The sequence below is a fragment of the Lysobacter niastensis genome, from assembly GCF_015453285.1.
GTDB lineage: Bacteria > Pseudomonadota > Gammaproteobacteria > Xanthomonadales > Xanthomonadaceae > Lysobacter_J > Lysobacter_J niastensis.
The window spans coordinates 272036-291240 of sequence record NZ_JADLZT010000007.1 but is presented as its reverse complement, the minus strand read 5'-3'; the positions used below and the strand labels follow the sequence as shown (position 1 = coordinate 291240).

Sequence of the window (19205 nt, the reverse complement as noted above, 5' to 3'; positions counted from 1 at the left end):
ATGCGATGGAGTTCAACCCGTACCAGCCGCCCGCACAGCCGTTGCCACTGCCCGAGGCGTCGCCGCTGGCAAGACCATACCGGTGGCTCAATCGCATCTACGCGGCGCTGGCGATCGCGGCCACTGCGCTCCTGATCCTCGACGGCCGCTCGGTCTGGTACGACGCGGATGGACTGCGGGCGCTGCTGTATTTCCATGCGCCGGTCCTGGCCTTCATCGCGACGTGCTACGCCCGCGGACGCGCGCTGGTGGCCTGTTATGGCGCCTACGCGCTGTTCTATGCCTGGCTGCTCTACGTCCTGTTCGCGCGCTACCCGGATGTCGACCCGGTTGGACTCTTCATTACCGCCATAAACACGGCCGGGTTGTTCTGGGGTTGGCAGCAGGCGTCCCGGCGCGGCGCGTTCTACCGCACGGTGCCGGCCTAATCGGCGAACGGTTCAGTCCTGCGCGAGGAAACCCAGGCGCCCGGCAACGCTGGCCGCTTCGCCGCGCGAACGCACGTCGAGCTTCCGCAGGATCGCCGAGATGTGGTGGTCCACCGTCTTCTCAGACCGCACGAGCCGGCGCGCGATCTCGGCGTTGGTCAGGCCACCGGCGAGGAGGCCGAGGATCTGCAGCTCGCGTACGGTCAAGCCGGCGGGATTGGCGCTGGTGGTCGCGCGCGGACCGCGTGCCAGTCCTCGCACGCCGGCCTCGCGCAGCCGTTCGCGGCAGTGCTTGACCACCGCCGAGGCGCCGAGGGTTTCAAGCAGCGCCAACGCTTCGCGCTGCGCGGCCTCGTCGCCGTCGAGCAGGGCGAGCGCGCGATCGTACGGACAGCCAAGGCGTTCCCACAACGCGGCGGCTTCGCGCCAGCGGCCCGCGATCATCAATGCGTACGGTTCTTCCGCGCCCTCCGGCCCTGCCTCGGTGATGCCGAGCTTGCGCACCCAGTAGCGCAGTTCGCCGAGCGAGTGCGCATCCTGGCGCTGCTCGGCCAGTTCCAGCGTCTGCGGCACGATGCCGTCGACGCCGCGTTCCTCGTCCAGCCACGCCGCTTCGGCGAAGGCGCACGCCACCGGCGCCAGCCGCTGCAGTTCGCCGGACTTGCGTGCCAGCGTGGACGCTTCCTCAAGCAATGCCTCCGCGCCGGGATCGCCGCGGCGCAGGCGCAGCCGCGCCAGCACGGCCAGCGCGCAGATCCGCGTCACCGCCGCCACGCCCTGGCTGTTCACCAGCCGCGCGGCACCCTGCGCGGCGTCGTCCCAGCGTCCCTGTTCGAAAAGCAGGCGCGCCTGCCAGGCCGAGATGTAGTTCGACCACGAATCCAGGTCGCGCGCGGCGAAGTAGCGCATCGCCTCGTCGATGCGCGTCTGCGCGTCGCCATACTCGCGGTTCTTGATCGCCGTGCTGACGAGGTTCACGTAACAGCGGGAGACATGCTCCTCGAAGCCATGCTCCAGCGCGATCTCCAGACTGCGCTCGATCATCGGCCGGCCGTCGGGCCGTTCGGCCGAATACAGCGCGGTGCCGACGTTGTTGAGCGCGTGGCTCAGCACCTCGGCGCTGCCGATGCGCGTGGCCAGATCGATCGCGCGCATGCCCCAGTCCACCGATTCGTCGGTGTGGCCCGACAGCATGTACAGCTGTGAGCGGTTGCTCAGCGCCCAGGCATAGGCCTCGTCCTCGGGCAGGTCCTGCAGCAGTTGCACGGCGTCGGTCGCGTAGGCCTCGGCTTCGACCTTCTGCCCGCCGAACCAGTACAGCCGCGACAGCCAGCGCAGGGTGCGGCCTTCCTGGCGCACGTCGCCGAGTTCGCGCCAGATGGACAGTGCCGCCAGCCGCGCGGCGATGGCGGTTTCGTTCTGGTCGGTCAGGTAGCACTGGAACGAGAGCTTCTCCTGCAGCTCCGCAAGCGCGGGCGGCAACATTCCATCGGCGTGCGCCAGCGCGGTGCCGTAGAGCTTGGCCGCTTCGCAGTGCGCGCCGTGCGAAGCGGCCTGGTCGCCGGCCTGCAATGCGTACTTCAACACCGCATCGGAGTCGCCTGCGCCTGACGCGTGATGCACCAGTCGCGACATCGCCGCACAGCCGCAGCGCTCCAGTTCGGCCAGCACGCGCGCGTGCAGTGTCGCCGCCAGCGGTGTCGGCAGCGCTTCTTCGACCGCGATGCGCGCCAATTCGTGGCGGAACGCGTAGGCGCGCCCGTCGGTCCGCAGCAGGCCGGAGGCCAGCGCCGCGTTGATGTCCGCCGGTGCCGGGGCCAGAACCGTCTCGACGATGCCTGCCTCGATGCGCGCCGGCACGATCGCCGCCAGATCGAGCAGGGCGCGCACTTCCGGCGGCTGGCGCGCGGCACGCGCGAGTACGGCGTCGCGCACCGTCGCCGGCAGGCCGTCGGCGCGCAAGGCCTCGGTGACGAAGAATGGATTACCGCCGGTCGCGGCGTAGATACCTTCGGCTGGACGGCTGGATTGCCGTGCCAGTTCCGCCACTCCCTGTTCCGACAGCGGCAGCAGGCGCACGCGCACGACCGCGTCGGCGGGCAGGTCGCCCAGCACCAGCTTCAACGGGTGGCGATCGCCGATCTCGTCATCGCGGTAGCTCAGCACCATCAGGGCGCGAACGCGCTGTATGCGCCGCGCCAGGAACTTCACCAGGTCGAGCGTCGCCGCGTCGGCCCAGTGCAGGTCCTCGAGCACGATGATGGTGGTGCCAGGCGCTTCCTGCAGTTCGGCGAGGAACGCGGCGAACAGTTCGATGCGCCGGCCTTCGATACCCAGCATCGCGCGCAGCGGCGCGCCGAGTGCGCCTGCCATGTCGTACAACGGCCCGAGCGGGCGCGGCGAGAACAAGGCTTCGCAGCCTCCCCACAGCACGCGTGCATCGCCCTGCATGGATACCAGCTGCGTGACGAGCGAGGTCTTGCCGATGCCTGCTTCGCCGCACACCAGCGCGGTGCGGCCGGAACCGTGTCCGGCCACGTCGAGCGCACCTTGCAGCAGTTGCAGGGCCTGGTCTCGTTCGATCAGCTCCACGGTATCGTCCACATCGCGACCGTCCGGATCGCGGCTCCGAGGGATCGTGTCGATTATCCCCCAACGCACGCAGCGCCCGCGCCGGGCCATCGCCCCGCGCAAGCATCGTGCCGGTCACGCGCAAAGAAGCACGCGTTCAGAAGTAGAAGTACGGCTCCAGCACCGAGATCTCGGTGATGCTGGTGACCGGAAGGCCGTTACGGCGCGCGACCTGGCGGATCGCTTCCGGCGCGGGCGCATCGTAGATGCAGAACGTCTTCCTGCGGTCCGCGCTGACATAGGAGTGCAGCCAGGTGACTCCGCAGTCGCCATTGACGCCGGCGATCTTCGCGCAGAACCGCGCGCCCTCCGCATCCACGGGAATCGACAGGGCGTCCGCGAACGTGCGTTCGACCAGATAGCGGGGCATTGCCGATGTCCTTCGTTTGTCGTTGCCGTGACCGCGTGGCAGGTGCGGAGGGATTGGCGTGGTTGTTGCAGTGATGACGCGTGTGCACGGATCAGCGGAAGCTGAAGCGCGGCGGGTTCCAGTCGCTGACGTAGTGGCGATCGGTGCCGTAGCCGGAGCTGTTGCCGTAACCGATGCCGAAGTCGCGCGCGTTGTGCACATGGCGGACCGGCGCTTCGTCCTGAACGCGCAGGACCTCTTCCAGGGCCGCCTCGGCACGCACCCACGCGGCTTCGCTGTCGCCCGGGATCGGGGCGAAGAGGTCGCGGCGGCCGGACTGCGGAGCGACGAGGCCGGCGGAGGAGGCAAGTTCGACGATGTAGCGGGACATGGCGGCTTTCCTTGATGGCGGGCAGTCCGGGTGCGGACCGTGGTGACATCGTAGGAATCGGCGGCTCCGCCCACATCGGGAGCATTCCCCAGATTGCGCGGGGCCTGTCCCCATATTCGTCCCCCATGCGACGTCCACCCATCGGCCATGTGGGGAGCAGGCCGGTGTTCCAGCGGGGCCGGTTCATCGAGGCCGCGAGCCGGCTGGCCGCTGCTTTTGTATGAAGAGGCCCGCACGCTGGTACACGACATCGTGCACGGCGCTCGCCAACCCTAGGGCGTGCCGGAACGCACCGGCGCGTGAGATTCCCGCGAGGCGCGCATGCCCACCCATCCATCCCCCACTGAAGTCGATGAACTGCGCCGTGCATTGCTGGCCGGCGGTGCGGCGGCGATGGCCGTCGGCGCGGTGCTCCCGCTCGTCGCGTGCACAGCGCAGTCGCCGCCTACCGAGCCGGCGTCGACCGCCGCAGCCCCCACTCCCACCACTCCCCGGAGAGAGATCGTGAGCACATTCACCACCAAAGACGGCACGCAGATCTACTACAAGGACTGGGGCAGCGGCCCGGTGGTCGTGTTGTGCCACGGCTGGCCGCTGTCGTCCGACAGCTGGGAGTCGCAGATGATCTTCCTGGCGGACAACGGCTTCCGGGTGATCGCGCACGACCGTCGCGGCCATGGCCGTTCCAGCCAGCCATGGGATGGCAACGACATGGACCACTACGCCGACGACCTGGCCCAGCTGCTCGACATGCTCGACGTGAAGGACATCTCCATCTTCGGCTTCTCCACCGGCGGCGGCGAAGTGGCGCGCTACATCGGCCGGCACGGCACCAAGCGCGTGAAGAAAGCGGGCCTGATCTCGGCGGTGCCGCCGCTGATGGTGAAGACCGACAAGAATCCCGGCGGCCTGCCGATCGACGTGTTCGATGGCCTGCGCAAGGCGCAGCTGGAGAACCGCTCGCAGTTCTACAAGGACGTGCCGGCCGGACCGTTCTTCGGCTTCAACCGGCCGGGCGCCAAGCCGTCGCAGGGCATGATCGATTTCTGGTGGCTGCAGGGCATGATGGGCGGGCACAAGAACACCTACGACAGCATCAAGGCGTTCTCGGAAACCGACTTCACCGAGGACCTGGGGAAGTTCGACGTGCCGACGCTGATCGTGCATGGCGACGACGACCAGGTGGTGCCGATCGACGCGTCCGCCCGCGCCTCGGCCAAGCTGATCAAGAACAACAAGCTGATCGTCTATCCCGGCGCGCCGCACGGCATCACGGATACCCACAAGGACAAGCTCAACGCCGACATGCTGGCGTTCCTGAAGTCCTGAGCGGCGCGTGGCGGCAGGGCCCGGCGCCCCCGTGGCGCCGCGCCTCCGGTCACTTTGCTGAACCACGCCGTCTCCCGGAGATTCGGGCTCGAAAGTCACATTCATGGCAAAATACATGCCATGGCCGATTCGATGGTTCTGGATGTGGCGCGACTGCGCCGGGGCTGCGCGCAATGCTCGCTGCAGCAGCTGTGCCTTCCCGCCGGTATCGATCCGAACGACCTGCAGCGCCTGGACGACATCGTCCGGCGCCGCCGCCCGGTCGAGCGCGGCGAACGCCTGTTTCGCCCCGGCGATGCCTTGAACGCGGTGTACGTCGCCCGCGATGGCGCCTTCAAGACCGTGAGCATCAGCGAGGATGGCGAAGAGCAGATCGTCGGATTCCACCTGCCCGGCGAACTGATCGGGCTGGATGCGCTCGGGGCCGGCGAGCACCGCTGCGAAGCGGTGGCGCTGACCACTGCGAATGTCTGCGAAGTCCCCTTCGACCTGCTGGCGGAGGTCGCCTCGCAGCTGCCGAGCCTGCAGCAGCAGCTGCTGCGCGTGATCGGTCAAAGCGTCGGCCGCGACCAGGACCACCTCGGCATGCTGGTGCGGCGCCAGGCGAACGAGCGCATCGCGCTGTTCCTGCACGGGCTGGCCGAACGCTTCCGCCACATCGGCGAGTCCGGCACGCACTTCAAGCTGCCGATGAGCCGCGAGGACATCGCGCGCTACCTCGGCCTGGCGCTGGAAACCGTCAGCCGTGGCTTCACCCGCCTGCAGGAAGACGAAGTGATCGCGGTGACCGGCCGCCGCGTCGAGATCCTCGATGCGGCTGAACTGATGCGCCTGGCGCACGGTGGTGAATCCGCGGAGGCGGAGCGCCGTACGCGCAGGGCGTAAATGATTCCCTTCTCCCGCGCGCGGGAGAAGGTGCCCGAAGGGCGGATGAGGGCGCCTTGGCGCGCCCGTCGCCTCGCCCAACCGCCTTCGTTACATCAAGCCGGCAGCGTGCTGCATCCCAGCGCGCCGAGCAGCGTGTGCAGCGCCGGTACCTGCATCAGCCACGGCGCGGTCAGCGTCATCACGCCGGCCATCAGCACCAGCATCGCCGCGGCGTGGCGCCAGCGTGTCTGCAGCCAGCGCCCGAGACGTGCGCCGCTCCAGGTCAGCGGCAGCATCACCGGCAGCGTGCCGAGTCCGAACGCCAGCATCAGCAGCGCGCCATTCAACGCATGTGCCTGCAGCCACGCCGCCGCCAGCAGCGTCGTGCTGAGTCCGCACGGCAGCCACCCCCACAACACCGCCAGGCCGATACGCTTGGCGCGCGTGTCGGCCGGCAACAGTCGCTGCTGCAACGGACGCAGCAGGCGCCAGGCGTGCTGGCCGGGCTTCGACAGGAACGCGAGCCGGCCGCGCCGGTCGAGCAGCCGCAGCGCGACCAGCACCAGCACCGCGCCGGCGAGCATGCGCAGCGTCAGCGCCAGGCCTTCGACGCGCGCCACCTCGACGATGCCATGGCCGAAACCACCGGCAATCGCCCCGGCGACCGTGTAGCCGAAGATGCGTCCGAGGTTGGCTTCCAGCGCGACCCACGGTGAAGCGCTGCTGGCGCAGAAGCCGGTGGCGATGCCGCCGCACATCGCGGCGCAGTGCACGCCGCCGAGCAGGCCGGCCAGCATCGCGGCGCCCAGCGCGAGCCAGTCAACCGCCATCGGTGCGCTCCTCGCTGTCCGCCTTATCGCCGCGCCCGGCTTCATTGCGTCGTTCCTCGCCACGCACGGTCGCGTGATCGTCGCGCAGGATGTCGATCGCCGGCGTGTCGAGGTCGTCGAACTGGCCGCGCTTCACCGCCCACACGAACAGTCCTATCGCAACGCCCAGCAGCACCAGGCTGATCGGAACGAGCAGCAGCAGGATGGTCATGGCGCCAGCCCTTCCTTCGGCGCGCGGCCCAGACGCAGCGCGTTGAGCGTGACCAGCAGCGACGATGCCGCCATGCCGATCGCCGCGAGCCACGGCGTGACCAGTCCGGCGGCGGCCAGCGGCAGCGCCAGCAGGTTGTAGCCGATCGCCCACGCCAGGTTCTGGCGCACGATCGACTGCGTGCGCCGCGCCAGCGCGACGGCTTGCGGGATGCGCAGCAGCGACGGGCTGGTGACGACGAAGTCGGCGGCGCGCTGAGCCAGGGCCGCACCCTCGGCCATCGCCAGCGACACGTCGGCGCCGGCCAGCACCGGCGCATCGTTGAGGCCGTCGCCGATCATGGCGACCACGTCGCCGCGCGCCTGCAACGAACGCATGTGCTCAAGCTTCTGTTCCGGAGACAGCCGTGCACGCGCATCGGCGATGCCAACGGCGCCGGCGAAGCGCTGCACCGCGGGCGCGGCATCGCCGCTGCAAAGTTCGACGGACAAGCCCTGCGCCTGCAGCGCGGCGACCGCGGCGGCGGCGTCGGGACGCAGTGCTTCACGGATGGCGAAACGTGCCGATGCGCGCCCGCCGTCGCCCAGCCACAGCGCACCGTCGTCGTCGCGTGCGGCGGCGAAGTCGGCGCGGCCGAGCCGCCACGTGTGACCGTCGATGCGCGCTTCCAGGCCGAGTCCCGGCACGGAGCGCGGGGCCTCGACGCGGTCGTGCGAGGCGATGTGGGCGAACGCCTGCGCCAGCGGATGGCGGCTGCCATGTTCAAGCGCGGCGGCGATGCGAAGGGCGTCCTCGCGTGCGAGTCCGAACGTTTCGACGCCTTCCAGTTCGGGCTTGCCCTGGCTGAGCGTGCCGGTCTTGTCGAACACGACGCGATCCACGCGCGCCAGCGTGGCGAGCGCGTCGCCACGCACGCCGAGCACACCGATGCGCGCCAGCGCGCCGTGCGCGGCGGTCAGCGCGGTCGGTATCGCCAGAGACAACGCGCACGGGCAGCTGACCACCAGAACCGCCAGCGTGACCTCCAATGCCCGCGCCGGATCGTGCTGGCGCCACCAGGCGTAGACCGCGAGCGCGCACAGCAGCAGCGCGACGACGAAGACGCCGGCCACGCGATCGGCCAGCAGGGCCAATGCCGGACGCGAGCCCTGCGCCTGTTCGACCAGGCGGGTCAGCTGCGAAAGTTGCGTGTCGCTGCCGGTGCGCACCACGCGCAGCCGCGCCGGATGCTCGCGGCACAGGCTGCCGGCCAGCGCGATGTCGCCGGGAACGCGCCGCACCGGCGTCGATTCGCCGGTGATCAGCGCCTCGTCGAACGCCGCGTCGTGATCCATCAGCTCGCCATCGGCCGGAACCGTCTCGCCGGCCGCGACCCAGGCGACGTCGCCGACGCCAAGTTCGGCCAGCGGAACCTGTTCGCGGCTGCCGTTCGCGCCCTCGCGCGTGGCCAGCACCGGCCGCGCCCGCGCCAGCGCATCGACCTGCGCGCTGGCGATGCCGCGTGCACGCTGGTCGAACATGCGCGACACCAGCAACAGCAGCACGAACATCACCGCCGCGTCGTACCAGACGTGCGGTCCGCCGCGCAGCGTTTCGAGCAGGCTGGCGAAATAGGCGAGCAGCGTCGAGCCGGCGATCAGCGTGTCCATGCCGATGCGGCGGCCGCGCAGTTCGCGCCACATACCTTCGAGGAATGGCCAGCCGGCGTAGAACACCACCGGCGTCGATACCAGGAAGGTGATCCAGCGGAAGAAGTCGCGTGTGGCGATCGGCATCTGCTGCGCGGTATCGAGGTACAGCGCCTCGGCGAACATCATCGCCTGCACCGCGCCGAGCCCGGCCACGCCCAGGCGCATCAGCCAGCGCCGGCGTTCGCGCTTCTGCGCCTGCTCGCGCGCCTCGCCGGTGGCGAGCCACGGCCGGTAGCCGAGCGCGGCGAGCCGCGACATCAGCACCGACAGCGCAACGCGAGCGGGGTCCCAGCTGACGGTGATCCGTCCCGTCACTGCGTTGGCGACGGCATCGAGCACGCCGGCGTGCCGGCGCAGTGCGCGATCGATCAGCCAGGCGCAGGCCGCGCAGCGCATCGCATCGGTGAGCACGGTGATCTCGCGGCCGCCCGGCACTTCGCGGCTGTGGCCGGCGATCACGGCGTCGCGGTCCCATGCGCTGAAATCGGCCGGGTCGGCATCGACGCGGCCGGCTGGCGTGCTGCGCAGCCGGTAGTAATCGTCCAGGTGTGCGCTGGCAATCCACTCCGAAGCAGCGGCGCAGCCGTGGCAGCAATAACCGAGGCCGCCATTGAACACGGCATCGGCACGCAGCGCCTCGCCGCAGTGGTGGCAGGTGCCCTCGGCAGCTTCAATCTCACTGGCGACAGCGGCGTTCACGCGCTACTCCGCGTCCAGCGCGGGTCCCAGGTGCGCGGCCTGCTGCTTCGCCGGAAGCCGTCCGCGCAATCGCCATTGGCCGTCGACAGGCGTCACCCGCAGCAGCCAGTCGTGGTCCTGCGCGAGGTCGGTCGTGGCGCGCCAGCCCATCTCGCTGGGCAGCAGCGGCAGGGTGACGTCCTGGGCGGCATCGCTGGGATGGGAGAGCACCAGCGTCAGCGGTTCGTCGCGGCGGAAGTCGCCGCTCACCGGCAGCAGCTCGACCATGCCGCCCTTGCCGATGCGCAACACCGCCGACAACTTCATCGCGCCCGCGCGCTCGTCGGGACCGAGTTCGCTGACCTGTACCTGTGCGGTGCGCTGGACGGTATCGATCACCTGGTCGCTGCCACCGCTGCGGGTGGCGATGACCACCACCGCGATGCCGGCGACCACCGCCGCGAGCGGCAGGCCGATCACCAGCCACATCATGGGTTCGCGCAGAGGATGTTTGCCCATCACATCGGACCGAAGAACGTGGACTCCACGTCGGCGCGCGCACCGCCATCGACGCGTTCGACATGGAAGACGATGTCCTGCTTGCCGCGCACGCCGGCCGGCGAGGACAGCGTCAACGGCAGGTTGAGCACCTGCTCGGCCTGCGCGGCGACGACCTGCTCGCCGCCGGCCAGCACGATGCCGGCTGGCGCATCGACACGCAGACGGAAGCGCTGCGGCTTCACGTCCTTGTTGACCAGTTTCATCGTGTAGCTGTTCTCGATGCGTCCGCCGGCGGCCTCGCGGTACAGGGCATTGCGGTCGCGCAGCACTTCCGCGATGAGCGGGCTGCGATGGCCGACGCCCCAGGCCCAGCCAACGCACAGCGCGAGCAGTAGCAGGCCGTAGACGAACATGCGGGGACGCAGCACGCGGGTAGGCTTTCCGTCGATCGCGTTCTGCGTGGAGTAGCGGATCAGGCCATGCGGATAGCCCATCTTCTCCATGACCTGGTCGCAGGCATCGATGCAGGCGCCACAGGCGATGCACTCGTACTGCAGGCCATTGCGGATGTCGATGCCGGTCGGGCAGACCTGCACGCACATCGTGCAGTCGATGCAGTCGCCGAGCTCTTCCGGCGCGAACTTCGGCAGCGGCGCGGCATCGCGCCCGGCATCGAGCACGGCGGTGGTGCCGTGCGCCTGCACGTGGGCGTTGGGCGCGTTGGCGAAGCGTGCGACGAAGTCGTTGGCGAGGGCGGCGTCAATGAGCCCGCGCGCGCGTTCCAGCACGCTCGGCATGCCGCGCTTGCGCGGACCGCGAGGCTCGCCGCGCATCGGGTCGTAGGCGATGATCAGCGTGTTGCGGTCGAACATCGCGCTCTGGAAGCGCGCATAGGGGCACATGTACTTGCACACCTGCTCGCGCAGGAAGCCGGCATTGCCCCAGGTCGCCAGCGCGTAGAACAGGACCCAGAACGTTTCCCAGCCGCTCCAGCCGGGGGCGCTGCCCACGAGTGGCGCACGCGCGGCCAGGTCGGTGATCGGGGTGAAGAAGCCGACGAAGGTGAAGCCGGTCCACAGCGCGAACACCAGCCACAGCACGTGCTTGGCGCCCTTGCGGCGGAGCTTGTTGCCGTTCCACGGACCGGCATCGAGCTTCATCCGCGCATTGCGGTCGCCCTCGGTCCACTGCTCCATCCACAGGAAGACTTCGGTCCACACCGTCTGCGGGCAGGCATAGCCGCACCACAGGCGGCCGGCCAGCGCAGTGAAGAAGAACAGCGCGAGTCCGGCGATGATCAGCAGCATCGCCAGGAACACGAAATCCTGCGGCCAGAAGTTCAGGCCGAACACGTAGAACTTGCGCGCCGGCAGGTCGAACAGCACCGCCTGGCGGCCGTCCCAGCGCAGCCACGGGAACACGTAGAACATGCCCAGCAGCACGACCACGGCGATCTTGCGCCAGGTCTGGAAGCCGCCCTGCACGTCGCGCGGATAGACCTTGCGCTCGCTGACGTACAGCGCGCCGCCGTCGTCGAGCAGGTCGAGCGGGATCTTCTTCATGACGTCCCCCGCGTCACTCCGGCGGCAACGGCCGGTTGAAGCGGCTGGCGGGGCGCAGCAGGATCCAGGTGAACAGGCTCGACGCCGACGTCGCCAGCCAGAACATGAAGAAGCCGATGCTGTAGCCGAGCGTGCGCGTCAGCGGCAGGCCGGGAAAGGTCAGGTCGCGCAACGCCAGCGGATCGACGAAGGCGAAGAACACCATCGTCGCGACGCACGCGGCGAAGAAGCTGGGCCACAGGATCGCGCCGAGGCGCTGCGCGAGCGGCCTCGGCGGATGGTCCAGGCGCGGGACGGTGTAATCGGTCATTTCTTCTTTGCCGTCGTCCTGGACTGGTGCGACAGCGACCAGACATAGGCCGCGACCAGGCGTGCGCGCGTCTCGCCGAGGATCGGGCGATGCGCCGGCATGCTGCCGTGGCGGCCGTTGGCGATGGTCTGGCGCAGGCTTTCGGTGCTGTTGCCGTACAGCCAGTAGTCGTCGGTGAGGTCGGGCGCGCCGAGCTCCTGGTTGCCTTTGCCGTCGACGCCATGGCAGGCGACGCAGACGCCGTTGTAGAGGCTCTTGCCCTGCGCCGCCATGAAGTTGTTCTCCATGCTCGCCGGCGCGGACAGCGTGCGTACGTAGGCGACCACGTAGTCCACTGCGTTGGGACCGCCCATGCCGGTCAGCACCTTGCCCCATTCCGGCATCACGCCTTCGCGGCCGTCCAGCACGGTCTGCAGCACGCGGTCGGGCGAGCCGCCCCAGTGCCAGATGTCGTCGCTGAGGTTGGGGTAGCCGATCGCGCCCTGCGCCGAGGAACCGTGGCAGGTGGCGCACGTGTTGTTGAAGATCGAGCGACCCAGCGCCAGCGCCTTGGGGTCGCGTGCGATCACGTCGATCGACTGGCCCGCGTACGGCGCGAACGTCTGTTCCAGCTTGCGGTCATCGCGCGCCTTGTCGGCGTCGTGCTCCTTCTGCGAGGTCCAGCCGCTGACGCCGGCGAACGCGCCCAGCCCCGGGTAATAGACCAGGTAGCCGATCGAGAAAATGATCGTCAGGTAGAACAGGTTGAGCCACCACTTCGGCAGCGGCTTGTTGTACTCGGTGATGTCGCCGTCCCAGTAATGGCTGGTGTCGGTCGGCTTGGGGTCGCCTGGCTTGCGCTTGCTGGTCCACCACAGCAGCCACACGCAGCCGACGATGTTGAGCGCGACGATCGCGATCACGTACCACGACCAACCAGCGTTCATGGCTGCTTCTCCTTGCGCATGTCCTGTGCGGGCTCGTGCTGGTCCTGCAGCGGCAGTTGCGCCGCCGCGTCGAAGTCGCCTCGGCGGCGCGGGCTCCAGGCCCACCACCAGCCGGCGAGGAAGATCAGCAGCAATGCGATCGTGACGATGCCGGACAACATCTCAGCCTCCCCGCGGTGCGTGCTTGCCGAGGCCCTGCAGGTAGGCCACCACGGCGTCGAGTTCGGTCTTGCCGTTCACCGCTTCGCGCGCGCCGGCGATGTCGGCCTCGGTGTACGGATCGCCGATGCGCTGCAGCGTGCGCATCTTGTGCTCGACCTCGCCGCCGTCGACGCGGTTCTGCGCCAGCCACGGGAAGCCGGGCATGTTCGACTCGGGCACGACGTCGCGCGGATTGATCAGGTGCACGCGGTGCCAGTCGTCGGAGTAGCGGCCGCCGACGCGGGCCAGGTCCGGCCCGGTGCGCTTGCTGCCCCACAGGAACGGGCGGTCGTAGACCGATTCGCCGGCCAGCGAATAGTGGCCGTAACGCTCGGTCTCGAAACGCAGTGTGCGCACCATCTGCGAGTGGCAGGTGTGGCAGCCTTCGCGCACGTACACGTCGCGCCCGGCCAGTTGCAGCGCCGGGTATGGCTTCACGCCGGGCAGCGGCTTGACCGTCTCGGCCTGGAACATCAGCGGGACGATCTCGGCCAGGCCGCCGAACGACACGGCCACGGCGATCAGCACCGCCATCAGGCCGACGTTGGTTTCCACTTTCTCGTGCGGGTGGTTCATGGTCGGCCTCAGATCCGGGCAGCCGCGGTGTCCGGCGCGAGCACCGGGGTGGGGACCAGCTCACGCGCCTGCTGCCAGGTGCGCACGACGTTCCAGGCCATCACGAACATGCCGGAGAGCACGATCACGCCACCGGCGAGGCGGCCCAGGTAGTAGGGATACGTGGCGTTGAGCGCCTCGACGAAGCTGTAGGTCAGCGTGCCGTCGGCATTGGTCGCGCGCCACATCAGGCCCTGCATGACGCCGGCGATCCACATCGAGGCGATGTAGAACACCACGCCGATGGTGTGCAGCCAGAAGTGCAGGTCGATGGCCTTCACCGAGTACATCCGCTGCTGGCCGAGCAGGCGCGGCAGCATCGAGTAGATCGAGCCGACCGAGATCATCGCCACCCAGCCCAGCGCGCCGCCATGCACGTGGCCGACCGTCCAGTCGGTGTAGTGCGACAGCGAGTTGACCGTCTTGATCGACATCATCGGGCCCTCGAAGGTCGCGATCATGTAGAACGACACGGCGACGATCAGGAACTTGATGATCGGATCGGTGCGCAGCTTGTCCCAGGCGCCCGATAGCGTGAGGATGCCGTTGATCGCGCCGCCCCAGCTTGGTGCCAGGAGGATCAGCGAGAACACCATGCCCAGCGACTGCGCCCAGTCCGGCAGCGCGGTGTACTGCAGGTGGTGCGGGCCGGCCCACATGTAGATGGCGATCAGCGCCCAGAAGTGCACGATCGACAGCCGGTACGAGTACACCGGGCGCCCGGCCTGCTTGGGCACGAAGTAGTACATCATCCCGAGGAAGCCGGCGGTCAGGAAGAAACCGACCGCGTTGTGGCCGTACCACCACTGCGACATCGCATCGACCGCGCCGGTGTACAGCGAGTACGACTTGCCGAGGCTGACCGGCATCGCCATGTTGTTGACGATGTGCAGCAGCGCGATGGTGAGGATGTAGGCGCCGAAGAACCAGTTGGCGACGTAGATGTGCTTGACGCGCCGCTTCACGATCGTGCCGAAGAACACGACGGCGTAGGCGACCCACACCACCGTGATCAGCAGGTCGATCGGCCATTCCAGCTCGGCGTATTCCTTGGCCTGGGTGATGCCCAGCGGCAGCGTGATCGCCGCCAGCACGATCACCGCGTTCCAGCCCCAGAAGGTGAAGGCCGCGAGGCGGTCGGAGAACAGGCGCACGTGGCAGGTGCGCTGCACGACGTGGTAGCTGGTCGCGAACAGCGCGCTGCCGCCGAAGGCGAAGATCACTGCGTTGGTGTGCAGCGGCCGCAGGCGGCCGTAGCTGAGCCAGGGCACGTCGAAGTTGAGCGCCGGCCAGTAGAGCTGCGCGGCGATGAAGACGCCGACGGCCATGCCGACGATGCCCCAGAACACGGTGGCGGCCGCGAACTGCCGCACCACTTTGTCGTTGTAGGTTTCCGCCATGGCTTGCGCTTGCATGCTGATCTCCGGTGCGGAGGCTGCTGTTTCTTTGTCGTGCTTCAGGGACAAAACGGAATTGCGTTGGCCGTATCGGCAACCCGCATCCGGCCGGGCGTCCGGGGTGGCCGGACGGCGGGCGTACGTTAGGGGAGCCGGTTAAGTCCCCGCTTGATGCTGATCAAAAAAGCGTTGTCGGGACGTGACGGCGCGGTGCAGGGCCGTTCAGATCGCCCGTGAGATCAGATCGCCCGCGAGAAGCGCGGCCGCGCGACGGTGTCGGCGGCATGCAGGTAGCGATCGAAGCACATCGCGATGTTCCGCAGCAGCAGCCGGCCGAGCGGGCGTACCCGGATGGCGCGGCCCGGTTCGATCTGGACCAGGCCGTCCTCCGCCAATGGCTGCAGGTGTGCGAGGGCATCGGCGAAGTACAGGTCGAAGCGGATGCCGTAACGGCGTTCCAGTGCGGCTACCGGGATTTCCCCCTGGCACATCAGCTGCTGGATCAGGTCGGCCCGCAGCTGGTCGTCCTCCGACAGGCGCAGGCCGCGCCAGACCGGCAGGCGGTCCGCGTCGAGCGCCGCCTCCCACGACGGCAGGTCGCGATGGTTCTGGCTGTAGCTGTCGCCGATCCGGCTGATCGCGCTGACGCCAAAACCCGCCAGGTCGCTGTCGGCGTGGGTGGTATAGCCCATGAAGTTGCGGTGCAGCCCCCCGCGGGCCTGCGCCTGGGCCAGTTCGTCGTCGGGCAGGGCGAAGTGGTCCATGCCGATGTACACGTAACCGGCGTCCATCAGCCGCCGGATCGACAGCTGCAGCAGCGCCAGCTTGGTTTCCGCATCCGGAATCTGCGCCGCGTCGATCTGGCGCTGCGGCTTGAACAGCTCGGGCAGGTGCGCGTAGCTGTAGACCGCCAGGCGGTCCGGCCGGATCGCGATCACCTGGTCGAGGGTGCGCGAGAACCCTTCCAGCGTCTGCAGCGGCAGGCCGTAGATCAGGTCGATGTTGACCGAACGGAAGCCGTGGGCGCGGCAGGCGTCGACCACGGCCACGGTCTGCTCCACGCTCTGGATGCGGTTCACAGCCGCCTGCACGGCCGGATCGAAGTCCTGCACGCCGAGGCTGGCGCGGTTGAAGCCGATCGCGGCGAGTCCGGCGACTTGTTCCGGGCTGACGAAACGCGGGTCCAGCTCGATGCTGATGTCCCGATCGCGCGCCTCGGAGAAACGAAAATGCCGGTGCAGTGTGCGGACCACCACGTCCAACTGCTCCGGCGAAAGGAAATTGGGCGTGCCACCGCCGAAATGCAGCTGCACCACCTCGCGGTCGCGGTCGAACAGCGGCGCGACCAGGTCGATCTCGCGCTGCAGATGGGCGATGTAGCGTTCGCCGCGGGCGAGGTCGCGGGTGATGACGCGGTTGCAGCCGCAGTAGAAGCAGGGGCTGCTGCAGAACGGGACATGCACGTACAGGGACAGGCGGCGCGGGATCGGATCGCCGTTGCTGGCGGCGATGGATTCGCGAAGCTGCGTCTCGCCGAACGCCTCCTGGAAGCGCGGCGCCGCGGGGTACGAGGTGTAGCGCGGACCGGGCCGGTCGTAGCGGCGCAGCAGTTCGGGCGAGGGAATGAGGGTTCGACCGTTGACCATGCCCGCAGGCTAGGTCCGCGCCGGACCGGGCGCCTTGATCCGGATCAATCCGGAGTGAAAAGCCATTCCCTCACCCCCGACTGGCGGGAGGGGGGTGAGGGCAGGCAGGAATCAGCGACCCCGCGGCCGCACCGAGACCGCCGCGGCCTCGGTGAAGGCGATGCGCAGCATGTCGCCGACCTTCAGCTTGGGCAGCTGCGCGCGGTGCTCGGGCCGGGTGACGTCCAGGTCGACCACGTTGCCGCGCGGGCCCTTCACCGTGATGGTGTTGTTCGCGATATCTATCGCGGTGATCGCCGTCAGCACGGTGACCGTTTCCGACGCGCCGACGCGCGGCTTCTCGCCCAGCTTGGCGACGTCCTGGTCTTCCTTGATGTAGGCGCCGGGCTCGGCGCTGCCGGCGGGCTGGATGTCGACCGCCACCGAGCGTGTGTAGTCGACGTTGACCGTGTCGCCGACGCGTATCTGATCGAAGTTGCGCACGGTGTCGTCGGCATGCACCTCGACCTCGCTGCCGGTGTCGTCGCGGACCGTGATCAGGCGGTTGGGCGTGTCGATGTTGCTCACCGTGCCGCTCACGCTGATCTGCACGGCGGCGACCTCGGTCGGCGTGACGGCTTCAGGCGTGGACGAACAGGCGACCAGGGCGAGGGCCAGGGCGAGCGGCAGCAGGGCGGAGCGGGCGGACAGGGACGTATTCACTGCGATCTCCATGAATGCTGTGAACGTGGACGGGGGGGCAGTCGGCACCGGCGGGCGCCGTCGGCGCGACGGTAGCGGCGGCGCTGCATGAGGGCCGTGATGGCGTTCCCGGCCGGTTGGGGTGGGGAGTGACGCCGCGGCGGCGCTGCCGCCACAATGCCGGCCATGGATACACAGGCTTCCAACCAGACCCTGCTCGACGCGGTCGTGCGCGAAACCGGCCCGTCGCCGGAATGGACCATCCTCTGGCTGCACGGCCTGGGCGCCGACGGCCACGACTTCGAGCCGATCGTGCCCGAGCTGGTGCGACGCGACTGGCCGGCGCTGCGGTTCGTGTTCCCGCACGCGCCGGTGCGGGCGGTCACCATCAACAATGGCGTGCGCATGCGCGCCTGGTACGACATCCGCGACATGGACCTGGCCAACCGTGCCGACGAGGCCGGGGTCGACGAATCCGTCGCGCAGGTCGAGGCGCTGATCGCCCACGAGAACGCGCGCGGCATTCCCGATTCGCGGATCGTGCTGGCCGGCTTCTCGCAGGGCGGCGCGATCACGCTGGCCACCGGCCTGCGGCGCGCGCAGCCACTGGCGGGCCTGGTCGCGCTGTCGACCTACCTGCCGGCCCCGCAGAAGGCTGCCGCGCAGCTGCAGGACGCCGCCCGCACCCAGCCGGTGTTCTTCGCCCATGGCACCCAGGACCCGGTGGTGCCGTACCGCGCCGGCGAATACAGCGCCGCGCTGCTGCAGCAGCTCGGCTTCGCCATCGACTGGCATCGCTATCCGATGGCGCACCAGGTGTGCGCCGAGGAGATCCGCGATCTCGGTGAATGGCTCTCGCGGCGGTTGACCGCCTGAGCATGGCGGTCACGTCCGGCGAGCGCGAAGAGCCTTGGCTGCCGGACCTGTGCCGCTTGCCGCGCCTGGCGGTGATGCTGGGCATGGCGGAACTGGTAGTGCTGATCCTCGCGCTGTCGCCCGACGGCGGCCGCTGGGACCTGGAACGTTTCATCACTGCCAGCGGCTTCGCGCTGTGGCTGGCGCTGACCGCCTCGGTGCTGCTATGCGTGTCGCGGCGCTGGCTGTCGAAGCTGCCGCCCAGCCTCGGGTCGTCGCTGGCGCTGCTGGGCGGCGCGCTGATCGCCGCGCTCGGCGCGTCGATGATGTACGTGATCGACACCAGCCTCGGCTACGGCCTGGTGCCGCGCGGCGTGAGCGTGTGGCGCTTCGCCTGGGGCGCGGCGGCAGTAACCATCCTGATCGTCGGGGTGGTGCTGCGCTACCTGTATGTAAACGACGGCTGGAAGGCGCAGGTGCGCGCCAGCGCCCGCGCCGAGGCCGATGCGCTGGCGGCGCGGATCAAGCCGCACTTCCTCTTCAACAGCATGAACACGATCGCCGGTCTGGTCCGCAGCGATCCGGTGGTGGCCGAGCGCGCGGTGCTCGACCTGTCCGACCTGTTCCGCGCCGCACTGGGCGCCGGCGATTCGGACTCGTCGCTGGCCGAGGAGGTCGAGCTGGCCGAGCAGTACCTGGCCATCGAACAGCTGCGCCTGGGCGAGCGCCTGCAGATCGCCTGGCGCCGCGCGGAGCCGCTGCCGTGGACGCAGCCGATGCCGCGGCTGGTGCTGCAGCCGCTGGTGGAGAACGCGGTGCTGCATGGCATCTCGCGTCTGCCCGCCGGCGGCATGATCGAGATCGACCTGGTCAGCGACGGCGACGAGCTGCTGCTGCGCCTGCGCAACCCCGCGCCGCCGCCGCGCGAGCGCGACAGCAACGGGCCCGAGGGCCATGTCGGCGCGCGCCACGCCCAGCGCAGCATCGGCCAGCGCCTGCGCTACGCCTATGGACCACGCGCGAAGATGACGGCTGGCTGGGCGCAGGACTACTATCTCTGCGAGCTGCGCATACCGGTGGGGCAGGGGGCGCTGAACCGATGAAGG

Annotated in this window: 20 protein-coding genes; 5 read left to right on the top strand and 15 right to left on the bottom strand. The window is 69.1% G+C overall.

From position 1 onward, the window contains the following. The first annotated feature begins 5 nt into the window (after positions 1 to 5). Complete coding sequence (locus IU514_RS14370) at positions 6 to 428, top strand: hypothetical protein (RefSeq protein ID WP_194931813.1); 423 nt, start codon at positions 6 to 8, stop codon at positions 426 to 428. A gap of 12 nt (positions 429 to 440) precedes the next feature. On the opposite strand, the gene IU514_RS14365 is transcribed toward IU514_RS14370, so the two are convergent. The 3 genes from IU514_RS14365 to IU514_RS14355 all read right to left on the bottom strand — a co-directional run bounded on the left by IU514_RS14365 (position 441) and on the right by IU514_RS14355 (position 3799). Beyond that, positions 441 to 3032 carry an ATP-binding protein gene (locus IU514_RS14365; protein ID WP_194931812.1) on the bottom strand — a complete coding sequence of 864 codons (2592 nt, stop codon included), beginning with the start codon at positions 3030 to 3032 and terminating at the stop codon, positions 441 to 443. Between the two features lie 124 nt (positions 3033 to 3156). Beyond that, on the bottom strand, positions 3157 to 3429 hold the full coding sequence (locus tag IU514_RS14360; protein ID WP_194931811.1) for a DUF4242 domain-containing protein: 273 nt from the start codon (positions 3427 to 3429) through the stop codon (positions 3157 to 3159). Between the two features lie 91 nt (positions 3430 to 3520). Further along, positions 3521 to 3799 (bottom strand): hypothetical protein, encoded by a 279-nt coding sequence (locus tag IU514_RS14355; protein WP_194931810.1) that lies wholly within the window; start codon positions 3797 to 3799, stop codon positions 3521 to 3523. A 321-nt stretch (positions 3800 to 4120) separates the two neighbouring features. Here IU514_RS14355 and IU514_RS14350 point away from each other — a divergent pair, with 321 nt between their 5' ends. After that, the gene (locus IU514_RS14350; RefSeq protein ID WP_228760737.1) at positions 4121 to 5128 is read left to right on the top strand and encodes an alpha/beta fold hydrolase; all 1008 of its coding nucleotides are present in this window, start codon (positions 4121 to 4123) and stop codon (positions 5126 to 5128) included. Between the two features lie 120 nt (positions 5129 to 5248). After that, entirely contained in the window at positions 5249 to 6013 is a 765-nt protein-coding gene (gene fnr / locus IU514_RS14345; protein WP_228760736.1) for a fumarate/nitrate reduction transcriptional regulator Fnr, read from the top strand. 95 nt (positions 6014 to 6108) lie between these two features. On the opposite strand, the gene IU514_RS14340 is transcribed toward fnr, so the two are convergent. From IU514_RS14340 to IU514_RS14285, 12 genes are all read right to left on the bottom strand, one after another. After that, positions 6109 to 6825, bottom strand: a complete 717-nt coding sequence (locus IU514_RS14340) for a sulfite exporter TauE/SafE family protein (RefSeq protein WP_194931809.1) — start codon at positions 6823 to 6825, stop codon at positions 6109 to 6111. Next, complete coding sequence (gene ccoS, locus IU514_RS14335; protein WP_194931808.1) at positions 6815 to 7036, bottom strand: cbb3-type cytochrome oxidase assembly protein CcoS; 222 nt, start codon at positions 7034 to 7036, stop codon at positions 6815 to 6817. Before ccoS ends, IU514_RS14340 begins: the two co-directional genes overlap by 11 nt. After that, the gene (locus IU514_RS14330) at positions 7033 to 9426 is read right to left on the bottom strand and encodes a heavy metal translocating P-type ATPase (RefSeq protein WP_194931807.1); all 2394 of its coding nucleotides are present in this window, start codon (positions 9424 to 9426) and stop codon (positions 7033 to 7035) included. The genes ccoS and IU514_RS14330 overlap by 4 nt, the downstream gene beginning before the upstream one ends. A 3-nt stretch (positions 9427 to 9429) precedes the next feature. Next, positions 9430 to 9924 (bottom strand): FixH family protein, encoded by a 495-nt coding sequence (locus IU514_RS14325; protein ID WP_194931806.1) that lies wholly within the window; start codon positions 9922 to 9924, stop codon positions 9430 to 9432. Further along, positions 9924 to 11468, bottom strand: a complete 1545-nt coding sequence (locus IU514_RS14320) for a 4Fe-4S dicluster domain-containing protein (protein ID WP_194931805.1) — start codon at positions 11466 to 11468, stop codon at positions 9924 to 9926. Before IU514_RS14320 ends, IU514_RS14325 begins: the two co-directional genes overlap by 1 nt. A gap of 13 nt (positions 11469 to 11481) precedes the next feature. Next, entirely contained in the window at positions 11482 to 11778 is a 297-nt protein-coding gene (locus tag IU514_RS14315; protein ID WP_194931804.1) for a hypothetical protein, read from the bottom strand. Next, positions 11775 to 12704 (bottom strand): cytochrome-c oxidase, cbb3-type subunit III, encoded by a 930-nt coding sequence (gene ccoP / locus IU514_RS14310; protein WP_194931803.1) that lies wholly within the window; start codon positions 12702 to 12704, stop codon positions 11775 to 11777. The genes IU514_RS14315 and ccoP overlap by 4 nt, the downstream gene beginning before the upstream one ends. Further along, positions 12701 to 12865, bottom strand: a complete 165-nt coding sequence (locus IU514_RS14305) for a cbb3-type cytochrome oxidase subunit 3 (RefSeq protein WP_194931802.1) — start codon at positions 12863 to 12865, stop codon at positions 12701 to 12703. The genes ccoP and IU514_RS14305 overlap by 4 nt, the downstream gene beginning before the upstream one ends. Before the next feature lies 1 nt (position 12866). After that, complete coding sequence (gene ccoO, locus IU514_RS14300; protein WP_194931801.1) at positions 12867 to 13481, bottom strand: cytochrome-c oxidase, cbb3-type subunit II; 615 nt, start codon at positions 13479 to 13481, stop codon at positions 12867 to 12869. A gap of 8 nt (positions 13482 to 13489) precedes the next feature. Next, complete coding sequence (ccoN, locus tag IU514_RS14295) at positions 13490 to 14935, bottom strand: cytochrome-c oxidase, cbb3-type subunit I (protein ID WP_228760735.1); 1446 nt, start codon at positions 14933 to 14935, stop codon at positions 13490 to 13492. 221 nt (positions 14936 to 15156) lie between these two features. After that, positions 15157 to 16563 carry an oxygen-independent coproporphyrinogen III oxidase gene (gene hemN, locus IU514_RS14290; RefSeq protein ID WP_194931800.1) on the bottom strand — a complete coding sequence of 469 codons (1407 nt, stop codon included), beginning with the start codon at positions 16561 to 16563 and terminating at the stop codon, positions 15157 to 15159. Positions 16564 to 16674: 111 nt separating this feature from the next. After that, the gene (locus IU514_RS14285; RefSeq protein WP_194931799.1) at positions 16675 to 17265 is read right to left on the bottom strand and encodes a hypothetical protein; all 591 of its coding nucleotides are present in this window, start codon (positions 17263 to 17265) and stop codon (positions 16675 to 16677) included. 165 nt (positions 17266 to 17430) lie between these two features. Between IU514_RS14285 and IU514_RS14280 the strand changes: the two genes are divergently transcribed. Both IU514_RS14280 and IU514_RS14275 read left to right on the top strand, forming a co-directional pair. Continuing rightward, positions 17431 to 18120, top strand: coding sequence for an alpha/beta hydrolase (locus IU514_RS14280; protein ID WP_194931798.1), 690 nt, complete (start codon positions 17431 to 17433; stop codon positions 18118 to 18120). Between the two features lie 2 nt (positions 18121 to 18122). After that, complete coding sequence (locus IU514_RS14275) at positions 18123 to 19202, top strand: sensor histidine kinase (protein WP_194931797.1); 1080 nt, start codon at positions 18123 to 18125, stop codon at positions 19200 to 19202. Positions 19203 to 19205: the final 3 nt, after the last annotated feature.